At 54.3% G+C, this 13,123-nt stretch carries 7 protein-coding genes; all 7 read right to left on the bottom strand.

The window, feature by feature from the left end; all coding sequences use genetic code 11:
- Positions 1-10: 10 nt before the first annotated feature.
- The 7 genes from BMW41_RS01570 to BMW41_RS01530 all read right to left on the bottom strand — a co-directional run bounded on the left by BMW41_RS01570 (position 11) and on the right by BMW41_RS01530 (position 13,121).
- Positions 11-1,645 (bottom strand): C40 family peptidase, encoded by a 1,635-nt coding sequence (locus tag BMW41_RS01570; protein WP_074648254.1) that lies wholly within the window; start codon positions 1,643-1,645, stop codon positions 11-13.
- A 296-nt stretch (positions 1,646-1,941) separates the two neighbouring features.
- Positions 1,942-3,537, bottom strand: coding sequence for a C40 family peptidase (locus tag BMW41_RS01565; RefSeq protein ID WP_074648252.1), 1,596 nt, complete (start codon positions 3,535-3,537; stop codon positions 1,942-1,944).
- A gap of 13 nt (positions 3,538-3,550) precedes the next feature.
- Entirely contained in the window at positions 3,551-4,348 is a 798-nt protein-coding gene (locus BMW41_RS01560) for an ABC transporter ATP-binding protein (RefSeq protein WP_074648250.1), read from the bottom strand.
- Entirely contained in the window at positions 4,348-5,265 is a 918-nt protein-coding gene (locus BMW41_RS01555; RefSeq protein WP_074648248.1) for an ABC transporter permease, read from the bottom strand. The genes BMW41_RS01560 and BMW41_RS01555 overlap by 1 nt, the downstream gene beginning before the upstream one ends.
- 37 nt (positions 5,266-5,302) lie before the next feature.
- Positions 5,303-6,343: an ABC transporter substrate binding protein gene (locus BMW41_RS01550; protein ID WP_074648370.1), complete on the bottom strand. Its 1,041-nt coding sequence runs from the start codon at positions 6,341-6,343 to the stop codon at positions 5,303-5,305.
- 254 nt (positions 6,344-6,597) lie between these two features.
- The gene (locus BMW41_RS14100) at positions 6,598-8,256 is read right to left on the bottom strand and encodes a phospholipase D-like domain-containing protein (protein ID WP_177171129.1); all 1,659 of its coding nucleotides are present in this window, start codon (positions 8,254-8,256) and stop codon (positions 6,598-6,600) included.
- Between the two features lie 224 nt (positions 8,257-8,480).
- Positions 8,481-13,121, bottom strand: a complete 4,641-nt coding sequence (locus BMW41_RS01530; RefSeq protein ID WP_074648246.1) for a PolC-type DNA polymerase III — start codon at positions 13,119-13,121, stop codon at positions 8,481-8,483.
- Positions 13,122-13,123: the final 2 nt, after the last annotated feature.

Here is a 13,123-nt window from a genome sequence, read left to right as displayed (position 1 = left end):
GTATAACATCTTACAGATACCGGCGGATGGTTGTCGGGGTTCTGTAATTCCAGGTTGAAATCTTGATTCCGCTCTTTTTGTTGGACGCGTGAACCACCTTACCGTTTCCGATGTAGAGAGCCACGTGATTGATGCCGCCTCCGTTGGAGTAGAATACCAGATCTCCGGCGCGAAGATCGCCGCTGGAAACTTTGGTTCCCATCTGCGCCTGCGAAGCCGCATGATGAGGCAGGCTGACGCCGTAATGCGCCATAACCGACATGGTGAAACCGGAGCAGTCGGTTCCGTGTGTCAGGCTGGATCCGCCCCATACATACGGATTGCCCAGGAACTGGGTCGCATAGGACGCGATGGAACTTCCGGTGCTGCTCTTGGAAGAAGAAGAACTCTTCTTGGACGAATCCTTCTTTTTCTCCTCCTTCGGCGGTTCCGGTGCCGGCGGCGTGTAGGCAACCGCCTCGTTGAGACCGTAGATTACATCCACGTAATCATTGGCCACGTAAGCGGTATCATCATCCAGCTGAATGTGAATCCAGCCGTCGGTGTCCTGATCCACAACATCATATTTCTCCGAATTCGCGATCTGAGTCCAGATCTTGGAATTCGTGTTCGGCTCCGTTCTCGCGTTGGCCACGTCTGTGTTGACGACAGCCATAAGCTTTGCATTATCCAGAGCGGACGCCTTTGCGGCATCTCCGGTCATGATAAACTCCGCCTTGACATAACCGGTCACCGGTCCGGACTGAATCCGGTACCATTGTCCGTCCTCACTGGTCTCCAGAATGTTGCCGGCGGCTTTTCCCGGCATCTTTCCGATGATATTGCCGTCCTCGCCAGCCTTGTCGCGGATGTTCAGATATGTGTCGACATTGGAGATACCCATATTGTCATACATATTCAGCACCGCCGTGTGCAGATCCAGCTGTCTTGCCTCATTCAGCGCATACTCAATCTTGACATAGTCGGCCGAAATATAGCCGTTCTCAATGCCGATCCAGCCGTTCTCATTGCTGAGAATGTCATATCGCTCATTTCTCAGTGCGCTTCCCATAATCTGGCTTGTTCCGTCTGCTGCTTCCCGGATGTTGAGTTTGTCCGTCGCGACAACCGCTCTCTCCTTGACGAGGGCCTGTGCCTTCTGCTTTGCCTCTTCGCCGGTGAGGATGAACTGGGTAGCGACATATCCCTCGATTCCGCCGGATTTGATTCGGTACCATCCCTCCGTGGATGTATCCTCGATCTCGCAGGCCGCTCCGCCGTTTAATTTTCCGAGAATCTTTGCGTTCGCGCCGGCCGACTCACGGATGTTGACAAAACCTTCCACATTGGCAATGCCGAGATTCTGATAAGAATCCACCACCGCCTTTTTCAGCTGTTCCGGAGAAAGCGTCTCCGCAACCGTCTGCTCTTCCGCAAGAAGCGCGTCCGCAGAAGTTTCCTGCGCGGTGCTTTCCGCCGCAGTCTCTGCTTCCTTCGCCGGAAATCCGATCGACAGTTTTCCGCCCTGGGCGATTCTTGCAACCAGGACAACCGCCAAAACGATGATCACGCCGGTGGCAAGATTCATGAACCGATGCATCGGATCACGGCCTTCACGCTTCCTCTTCGCCTTCTTCAGGCGCTCCAGATAATTATTCTCATCCATATGTTGTGTGACTCCTCTGTTTCCAAAACTCGTCCGCATATCCTGAACACCGGATTCGTGCCTGAGCATCGTCCCCAATCCGTATGCATCCCTGCGGAGTGTTTTTCCTCAGCCCGGGATTTTTCCGGCTGAGCCGGGAGGCCCCTCTGCCCCGCACCCGGATTCCCCGAAAATGCGCAGACTGACCCCTCCGTTGTAAAATCAAACCTTACTATAGCACAAGTCTCATAAAAAATCGAGTAGGAAGCATATCCGCTTCCTACCCGATTCGCTCTGTATCCTGTGTCTGTTTTGGATCAGTCGCCCAACATATTGGAAAAACTGGAGGGCGTCATATAAGGATAACTGGAAATGATAATGCCCCTGCGCCGGTTTGCCGCGTGAACGATCTGACCGTTTCCGATATACATGGAAACATGCCCGACCACGCCGTTCCGGTGTTTGTAGAAGATCAAATCACCCGGTTTGAGCTGGGATTCCGAAATCTTCTTTCCCTGTGTCGCCTGAACGCGGGACGTTCTCTCCAGCGTGATTCCGGCCACATGCTGATAGACGTATTTGACAAAGCCGGAGCAGTCCGCGCCGGTGTGCGGATCATTTCCGCCCCAGACATACTTGTTTCCGACGAACTGCAGGGCATAATTGACCAGTTTTGCGCGGAGTTCATCCTCCACGGAAACCGGCGAGAACTCAATGGCCTCCGGGATCGCATACCGGACATCCACATAGTCATTCTTGACATAGGCGGTCTCATCGTCGCCGATCTCGATCGCAACCCAGCCGTCCTCCTGCTTCAAAACATCGTAGCGCTCGGAATTGGTCAGCTGCGTCCAGATGGTGGCGTCGGTGTTGGGTTCTGTCCGCGCGTTTACCACATCATCGGAGATGATCGCCATCAGTTTTGCATTGTCCATGGCAAGCTGCTTCGCCTCATCGCCGGTGGCAATGTAGTCTTTCTTGACATAGCCGGTCACCGGGCCGGACTGAATCCGGTACCAGTCGCCTTCCTCCCCGAGAATCTCCGCACCGCACTTGCTGGTCATCTTTCCGATGATCTTTCCGTCCGGACTCGCCGAATCACGGATGTTCAGATAGTTGTCCACCTTGGACACGCCGGGATTGGTATAGAAATTCAGCACCATGGATTTCAGATCCAGTTTCCGCGCCTCGTTGAGGGCCAGCTTCCGCTCGGCAAAATCGGCAGAAATGAATCCCGCAGTCACCGGAATCCAGCCGTCCTGCATCTCTCCCCTGACCTCATACCGCTCGTTGCGAAGTGCCTGTGCGACAACCTCCGACTCGGTGTTCGGTTCTTTTCGGATGTTGACGGAGTCCGCGGTGATGACCGCTCTCTCGCACACATTGGCAAGCGCTTCCTTTTTGGCCTCATCCCCGGTCAGAATAAACTCCGTGGTGACAAAGCCCTCGATTCCGCCGGAAGAAATCTGATACCATCCCTCCGTCGGGTTTCCGGTGATCTCACACACGGCGCCGCCCTGAAGCTTTCCGATGATCTCTGCTGAGGTGGACGGCTCTTTTCGGATATTCAGATAACCTTCCACTTTGGTATACCCGAGATTCGTGTATGAATCGACCACTGCCTGTTTCGCCGCCTCACCAAACTGCACAGCCGGCGCCGAAGTGCCGGTCTCCGCGGCAGCCGGCATACTGCCGGAACTGCCCTCTACGCCGCCCGTTCTTGCGCAGCTTCGAAGGGCAAAGGAAAGCAGGACCAGAAGCAGAATCAGAATCACCACCGTGAGACACGCATTCAGGATGCGTATTCCACGGGATGGACTTTTTCCGCCGGCCCCGCTGAAAAATCCCTTTCCGGAGATGTGCTCTCCGGAAAGGATCTTATTGGTTTTTTTGTGTCTTTTCTTGTCCTGCATCAGGCAAACCTCGTTAGTCTGTGAGCATCATGCGGTCGTTTGCGAACTCTTCTCCGCTTACTGTCTCAAACTTCTTCAGAAGGTCTTCCACCGTAAGGTGTTTTTTCTCTTCGCCGGCCACATCATAGATGATCCTTCCGTCATGCATCATGATCAGTCGGTTGCCGATATTGATTGCGTCGCGCATATTGTGCGTGACCATCAGAGTGGTGAGCTGCTGCTCTGCCACTATCTTCTGCGTCAGATCAAGAACTTTCTTTGCCGTTTTCGGATCCAGGGCTGCCGTGTGTTCATCCAGAAGCAGGAGTTTCGGTTTCTGCAGTGTTGCCATCAGAAGCGTCAGCGCCTGTCTCTGTCCGCCGGACAGCAGACCGACTTTGCTGGTCATTCTCGTCTGAAGACCGAGATCCAGCTGCGCAAGCTGATCGCGGTAGAAATCTTTCTCTCTCTTACGGATGCCCCAACCGAGTCCGCGGCTCTTCCCTCTCCTAAGAGCCAGAGCGAGGTTCTCCTCGATCTCCATATTCGCGCAGGTGCCCTTCATCGGATCCTGAAACACACGCCCGATGCAGCGCGCTCTGCGATGCTCTTTCTCCCGGGAAACATTATCCCCGTCAATGATGATCCGTCCCGAATCGATCGGATATACGCCGGCAATCATGTTCAGCATGGTCGATTTGCCGGCTCCGTTTCCGCCGATCACGGTCACAAAATCACCCGGATTCAGGTGAAGATTGATGCCGTTCAGTGCTTTCTTCTCGTTTACGGTTCCTTTATTGAACGTCTTTCGAACATTTTCCAATACAAGCACTATTCCTCACCTCCCTCACGATAGCTGTGACTGATCCGGTATTTTGCCATGGCAACCGGGATACTGAGAGCCAGTGCAACGATGACGGCACTCAGAAGTTTCATGTCATTCGCGTTTAATCCGAGGCGAAGAACGATTGCTCGTATCATAAAATATACCACAGATCCCACAACTGTCGCAATGAGTTTCCAATAGAACGGGATGAGGCGCCCCATCAGCACTTCTCCGATGACAATAGCGGCAAGGCCAATGACGATCGCACCGGTTCCGCTGCCGATATCGGCGTACTTCTGGCTCTGGCAGACCAGCGCCCCCGACAGGGCCACAAGGCCGTTGGAGACCATCAGCGCAACCAGCTTGGTGAAGCGTGTGTCCACACCCTGCGCCCGGATCATATCTTCATTGTTTCCGGTTGCGCGGAGTGCGCTTCCGAGTTCGGTCCCGAAAAACCAGTAGGTAATCACAATCACCGCTGTCACCACGACAAAACCGACAATCAGCGATGCCGCCGACTGTGTCATGCCCGAGGAATCCGCCAGGGAACTGATGACGGTCGGTGTCTTCAGAAGCGGAATGTTGGATTTGCCGCCCATGATCCGGAGATTGATCGACCAAAGAGAGATCTGTGTGAGGATTCCGGCAAGGATCGCCGGAATCTCAAACATCGTATGCAAAATACCGGTCACCGCACCTGCTGCCACGCCGGCCAGCATCGCCAGCGCAATCGCGAGTACCGGATCAACGCCCATTGACACCACGAGAACCGCACAGATGCATCCGCCGAGAGCAAAACTGCCGTCGCAGGTCATATCCGCAATGTTCATCAGCCGGAATGTAATATACACTCCGATCACCATTACTCCCCAGAGCACACCCTGTGCGGCCGCGCCCTGAAGCGATACCAAAAGTCCGTCCATGCTTACCTCTGTTTCATATATAACCGATATCGTCTGATTATTTGACAGCTGCCGGATCAAGGCCGAGAGACTTCGCGGTCTCTTCATTGACCTTCAGCGCACATTTCTCCTGATCCAGATATCCGATCGGCATCTCGGAAACGTTCTTTCCGTCCCTGAGAATCTCGACCGCCTGTTTTCCGGTCATGTAACCGAGCTGATAGTAATCGATTCCGTATGTCGCAAGACCGCCGGCATCCACCATGCCCTCTTCTCCGCAGATCACCGGAATCCTGTTCTCATTGGCAACCATGCTGACCGTCGCCATACCTGCCGCAATCATGTTGTCAGTCGGACAATAGATGGCATCCACTTTTCCGACCAGCGAGTTGACCACATCAGAGATTTCATTGGAGTTTGATACGGTCACATCCAGATAGGTGAGTCCGTTCGCCTCACAGGCCTCCTTGGCAAGCGCCGCCTGAAGCACGGAGTTGGACTCGGCACTGGAGTACATGACGCCGACGGTCTTCGCCTCCGGCAGAACTCTCCGGAGAAGATCGATCTGCTCCTTTACCGGTGTCAGGTCGGAGGTTCCGGACACATTGGTTCCCGGCTTTTTGTTGTCTTCCACAAGACCTGCATCCTCCGGATCGGTCACCGCCGTCACAAGAATCGGAATATCGGAGGTCTGACCGGCAACGGCCTGTGCCGCCGGGGTCGCAATTGCCAGAATCAGATCATTCTGATTTGCAACCAGACCGGAAGCGATGGTCTGGCATGCAGACTGATCGCCGGAGGCATTCTGCTGATCGATCTCATAGGAAAGACCTGCATCATCCAGCGCTTTCACAAATCCCTCGTTTGCCTTATCCAGAGCCGGATGCTGAACGAGCTGGAGAACGCCGATCTTAAACTTCGCGCCGTCTTCCTTCTTTGCCTCGGTTGCCTCAGCCTTCCCGGTCTCTGCCGCGGAAGAAGCCGCTGCTTCCGTCGTCTGTGCCGTCTCTGCCGGTTTGGAAGAGGAACCGCAGGCCGCCATGGAGAGTACCATTGCACCTGCTGTCATCAGTGCCGCCGCTGTCTTAAATCTCTTCATCATTTGTGCCTCCCTTTTCTCTGCATACCAGATATGACTTATTCTGATACATGGATACTACTACCATTTCCTTAATGTGTCAACACTTTTAAGTATAACATCTTTAAATCATTAAAGTGTTTCATAAATCCATTCGTTTCCTTCAACAGAAGTATCCAGCGGATGGGCCTGGTTTTCCCCACGGACAAAGTCCGCGAGCGGACTTCGGCTCCGCCTCCCTTTCTCCGGATTCGGAAACGCGCCGGAAATACCGTTTACATCAGCGGTGCAAAGAGGCGCAGGGCACTTCCGGCAACCCTCTTCCAGAGCGGAAAGTTTTCACAGTCATCCAACGTGATCGGAATGCATTTTTCCAGGGTCTCGGAGAAATCCCGCTCCACATCCCGCACCGCCGGGCACCGGCTGAGATAAACCGCGTCTTCAAAATGAAGATACAGACTCCGGAAATCCAGATTGATCGTCCCAACCACCGCTTTCTCATCGTCGGCGACAAAGGTCTTCGAGTGAATAAATCCCGGTTCGTATTCGTAGATCCGCACGCCGGCGGAAATCAGCTCCCGGTAAAAGCTTCTCGCCAGAAGATAGGCATATATTTTGTCAGGGATATGCGGCATCATGATCACGGTGCTGACACCCCTGCGCGCAGCATACTTGAGCGCCACCAGAACCGGATCGTCGAGGATCAGATACGGTGTCATGATGTGAACATAATTTTTTGCCCCGTTGATGATGTCGAGATAGACCTGCTCGCCGACTTGCACATTGTCCAGCGGACTGTCGGCATAAGGCATGACAAATCCCGGAAATTCCGGATCGTCTGCCGTGCCGGGGCTTTTTTCTTCGGGCGGCTCCGGAGCGCATTCCCCGCCGGCGCCGTCATCCCCGGTATGGTCTTTTCCCGCTTGGAAATCCACGCCGCTGATTTCCCCGGCGAGGACATTTTCCGTCCGGATAAACCGCCGGTAGTCATCCTCTTCGGTCTCCGTGATATTCCACATCTGCAGAAACATCATGGTAAAACTCTGGGCCGCCTTTCCCCGCACCCGGACGGCGCTGTCCTTCCAGTGTCCGAATCGTTTCTTCCGGTTGATATATTCGTCGGCCAGATTGACACCGCCCGTGAATGCCGTCTCCCCGTCAATGACGCAGATTTTCCGGTGGTCCCGGTTGTTCTGCATACTGGACAGCACCGGACGGATCGGCGCAAACATCTTGCAGCGGATTCCCTCCCTGCGCAGTTTTTTCGGAAAATGATACGGCAGATGGGTGAGCCAATTCATGCCGTCATACATGAACCGCACTTCCACGCCTGCTTTTGCCTTCCGGCGCAGAATCTCCAGCACGGAATCCAGCATTTCGCCCTGATCCACGATGAAATATTCCATGAAAATGAATTTTTCGGCCCGCTCCAGTTCAGACAGCAGCGCCGGGAAGAAATCGTCGCCGAGGGGATAATACGTCACCTCGGTTTCGTCATAGATCGGAAACCGGCCAAACCGGTTCATATAGACGGCAATGTTTCCGCCGGTCCCCTCGGATCTGCCGTAGGCATACAGCACGTCCCGGTCCTGCCGGAGAAATCTGTCGGTTTTCCGGGTAAGCTCCTGAAGCCGCCGGTTGACTTTGTGGGTCCCCGGCTGCAGTTTAAAGAACAGGTAGAGAAGTGTTCCGAAGATCGGGAGAAGCAGAATCGGCACGACCCAGGCCGTCTTCATGCTCATACTGCCCTCTTTGGAGAGAATGCGGATCAGGGTGACGGCCCCCACAAAAACAGAAAAACCGTACAGATATGCGGAATACTGGGTCAGCCTCATCAGGATGATCCCCAGCAATGCAACCTGCAGAAATAAGGACGTGATCACAAACGTGGTACGTCCGAAGATAATTCTCAGGAGTTTTTTTGCTCTCCGCATTTGATACGCCTTCCTTGCCATCGCTTCCCAAAGGGAAATTTGTCTCTGTAATCACATCTATTTTAACACAGCGTATATACAACACAACAGAGGAGTTTCCGGTTTTCCGAAAACTCCTCTGTTTTAACATCTTTTCCGATATATTTACACCGGCAGCGAGCCAAATCCGCTGAATGTGCCGAACTGCATTCCCGGCAGCAGATCCGGTTCAGACTCATGAGAAATCACAGCATATCAAAGAGCGACAGCTGGTTGCTCTCCGGAAGTCCCTCAAGAAGGCCGAGATTCTGCATCTTATCGGCAACCGTCTTGGAGACTTTTGTCCGGCGGATGAAGTCCTCTTTTGAGAGGAACGGTCCCTCTTCCGCGGCAAACATGATGGCATCGGCCGCTTTTTCTCCGAGACCCTCGATACTGCCGAGGGACGGCATCAGCTTTCCGTCAATGATCTGGAAATGCCGGGAATCCGCCCGGTAGATGTCGATTGGCATAAATTCAAAGCCCCTGGCGTACATTTCCTCCACCAGACGCATATCATGAAGCTCGCCTTCCTCCTTGTTAGAGAGGGAATCCGCTCTCTTGCGGTAATCGTCCAGATGATATTTCAGCTTATCCGGTCCCATGCACATCAGCTCGTAGGAAAATGCCTGCGCACGGATCGAGAACCATGCCGCATAGAACGCCAGCGGGTAGTAGACTTTGCAGTATGCGATGCGCCAGGCCATCATAACGTAGGCCGCCGCATGGGCTTTCGGGAACATGTACTTGATCTTCTTACAGGACCAGATGTACCAGTCCGGAACACCGTGCTCCTTCATCTCGTCGACCCAGCCCTGCCATTCCTTGACTTTTCCGGCCGCCACTTTTCCTTTGCGGACATTTTCCATAATCTTGAAGGCGTGGGCCGGCTCAACGCCCTGCTGCATCAGATAGACCATGATATCGTCTCGGCAACAGATGGCGGTACCGATGGTGCAGGTGCCCTGCTTGATCAGTGTCTCCGCATTGCCGAGCCATACATCCGTTCCGTGCGCAAGGCCGGCGATCCGGACAAGATCGGAAAAATACTGCGGTTTCGTATCGATCAGCATCTGCATCGCAAAGTCCGTACCGAACTCCGGAAGTCCCAGACAGCCAAGCTGCGTTCCCCCGATGTCGTCCGGCGTGATGCCGAGAGCCGACGTGTCCTGGAACAGGGACATGACCTTGCGGGAATCCAGCGGAAATGTCGTCGGATCCTCCCCGGTCAGATCCTGCAGGAACCGGATCATTGTCGGGTCATCGTGTCCGAGAATGTCGAGTTTCAGCAGGTTATGATCGATCGAGTGATAATCGAAATGTGTGGTGATCGTGCGCGATGTCATATCCTCGGCCGGATGCTGTACCGGCGTGAAGGAATAGATCTGCTCTCCCACCGGGAGAACGATGATTCCGCCCGGATGCTGTCCGGTGGTCCGGCGGACGCCGACCATGCCGGAGGCAATCCGCTCTTCCTCGCAGCGGCGGTGATGAATCCCCTTCTCCTCGCAGTAGTGAAGGACCATTCCGAACGCCGTCTTATCCGCCAGCGTACCGATGGTTCCCGCCCGGAAGGTCTGACCCTTTCCGAAGATAACCTCCGTGTAGGCGTGGGCTCTGGACTGATACTCTCCGGAGAAGTTCAGATCGATATCCGGCTCCTTGTCTCCGGAGAAACCGAGGAAGGTCTCAAAGGGGATGTCATATCCGTCCTTGATGAGATTCTCCCCGCAGTTCGGGCAGGCCTTATCCGGCATATCGCACCCCGCCATGCCGGCGAATTTCTTTACCTCTTCCGAGTCGAAATCCACATAGTGACATTTCGGACAGCGGTAATGCGGCGACAGGGGGTTTACCTCCGTGATACCGGACATGGTGGCGACAAAGGATGAGCCGACGGATCCACGGGAACCGACGAGGTATCCATCCTCATTGGCCTTCCACACCAGCTTCTGCGCGATAATGTACATAACCGCGTATCCGTTGGAAATGATGGAGTTCAGCTCGGTCTCCAGACGCTTTACCACGATCTCCGGAAGCGGATCGCCGTACCACTCGTGGGCCTTGTTGTAGCAGATGGTGCGGAGGGTCTGATCCGAATCCTCGATGATCGGCGGACGCTTGTCCGGCCGCACCGGCTCGATCCGCTCGCACATCGCGGCAATCTTCCGGGTGTTGGTGATCACCACCTCCTGCGCCTTGTCGCTTCCGAGGTACTCGAACTCTTCGAGCATCTCCTCGGTCGTCCGCAGATACAGCGGTGCCTGCATGTCCGCATCCTTAAACCCCTTACTGTACTGAATGATGCGCCGGTAAACCTCGTCCTCCGGGTTCAGGAAATGAACATCACAGGTGGCGCAGACCGGTTTATTGAACTGCTCGCCCAGCGAGACAATCTTCCGGTTCAGATTCTGCAGATCCTCCACCGTCTTATAGGAGCTTGACTCATCCCGGAGCATGAACTCATTGTTCCCGATGGGCTGGATTTCCAGATAATCGTAGAATGAGACGATCTTTCCGAGTTCTGAATCCGGAACACCGCGAACCACCGCCTGAAAGAGTTCCCCCGCCTCACAGGCGGAGCCGATGATAATGCCCTCCCGGTATTTCGCAAGCAAACTCTTCGGAATACGCGGCTGGCGGTGATAATACGTCAGATACGATTCCGAAATCAGCCGGTACAGGTTAATCCGTCCGAGATCATTTTTCGCCAGCAGAATGATATGGTAGGTCGGCATCTTCTGGATCATCTCCGCCGACATTTCCGACAGGGCATTCAGCTCCGTCAGATCATGGACGCCGCGGTCCTTCAGCATTGCGATGAACTTCACAAAGATCTCCGCCGTACAGCCTGCGTCGTCGACGGCGCGGTGATGATTTTCCAGAGATATCTTCAGTTCTCTCGCCACCGTATCCAGTTTGAAACGGTTCAGGTTCGGGAGGAGAAGTCTGGCAAGGGTCACCGTGTCGAGGATCGTCGGATCATACGGCAGTCCCATCCGCTGGCAGTTTGTCCGGATAAAATTGGTGTCGAAGGACGCATTGTGTGCCACAATCACGCTGTCGCCGCAGAACTCCAGAAATTTCGGAAGTACCTCCTCAATGGCTGGCGCATCCATAACCATGCCGTCATTGATGCTGGTCAGCTGCTCGATATGATACGGGATCGGAACCTGCGGATTGACAAAGGTCGAAAACCGGTCCGTAATCCGCCCGTTCTCCACTTTGACCGCACCGATCTCGATAATCCGGTTGTAAATCGGCGAGAAACCGGTGGTCTCGATATCAAAGACCACGCAGGACGCATCTAGGGACTGACCGTGGCCGTTGTGCACCAGATCCTGAATATCATTGACCAGATATCCCTCTACACCGTACAGAATCTTGAAATTCTCTCCGCGGTCCACCGAGTGATTGGCATCCGGGAAAGACTGGACACAGCCGTGGTCCGTGACCGCAAGGGCATCCCACCCCCAGGATTTTGCCTGTTTGATGATGTCTTTGATGTCGCTGACGCCGTCCATATCGCTCATCTTGGTATGGAGATGGAGTTCAACGCGCTTGATGGGACTGTTGTCCACGCGGGGCACGCGGAAATCGGCACCTTTTTTGATTCCGCTGACATTGCCGATGGCCAGCTCACCGTCAAATTTATCGATGTTGGCCACACCCCGGATGATGACAAACTGTCCCGGTTTGGTCGCCGCCTTGACATCGTCCAGACTGTCCTCATGGGCAAAGATCTTGACCTGGATCGAGTCGTTGAAATCCGTGATCTTAAAGATAAAGAGCGTCGTTCCCTCGCGGATCTCCCGGCTTTCGGTGCCGAGGATCTGACCGTGAAGAATGATATCGCCCACGCGGCCTTCCAGATCATGAATCGGAACCGTCTCGCCGTCAAAGTCCCGTCCGTAAAGAACATCCGGGTTCTCCGACCTGAAGTATCCCCGTCTTCCGCCCCGGTATCCGTCCTTGGACCAGCTTCCTTTCTGTCTGCGGTTTGAACCGGAAAAATTCTCCCCCTTTCCGGAAGCAGAACCTCCGGTGGATGCAGTCATCGCAGAAGAAGATGCCGCAGCAGCGGCTGCGGCGGTTTTCTTTTCCGCGTTTTTCGGCGATTTCTTTTTTTCCGCCGAAGAATCAAAGCCGACCTTTTTGAGTCCGCCCCGTCCGGCAAAAGCTCCGCCCTCTGCCGCAGAACCGGCGGCCCCGCCTGCAGCGGCGGCCGCCGCGACTTCCGCCGGATTCGGAAGGACTGCGCCGACAGCATTGTCCTCTGCCGTATTCTCCCGTTTTCCGGAAATCGGGAGGACATAGGCCTTCCGCTCCTGCTCCTGGCGGGTCTCCGGTTCTCTCCAGGAGACGTCAATCGCAATCGGCACACCGCACCGCTCGTTGAAGGTCTTTTCGAGAATGCGGACCAGTTCCGTCACCTTATCTCTCGCGATGGATCCGTCCTCCAGATTCAGATCCAGCATTTTTCCCTCACGGAAGGTGAGATTGGCCCTCCGGAACATGGTATAGAGAAGAATACTGTAATTCTTCAGCTCGTACAGGATACTGTCCCGGTACACCTCCATCAGGTGCTCTGCGGTATACTGCCCGGAGAGACGGTATTTTTCAATAATATGAATCTCGATTTCCTTGTTGGGAAAACACTGCTCACGGATGCTTTTCTCAATCTTAACGATATTCTGATGCCGGATCAGACGTGTCGATTCAATATATATACGGAGAACCGAGTGATCCCTGCTTGCGGAAATGCGGTCCACCTCCACCATCGCCAGAAGACCGCGAAGAGAATCGCTGATCTTCAGCATCGGAAAAACGTCAAGAAACGGTTTCATGT

The sequence above is a fragment of the [Clostridium] aminophilum genome (assembly GCF_900101295.1).
Classification (GTDB): domain Bacteria; phylum Bacillota; class Clostridia; order Lachnospirales; family Lachnospiraceae; genus Clostridium_R; species Clostridium_R aminophilum_A.
The sequence above is the reverse complement of the archived record's forward strand: the minus strand, read 5'-3'. Positions and strand labels throughout refer to the sequence as shown.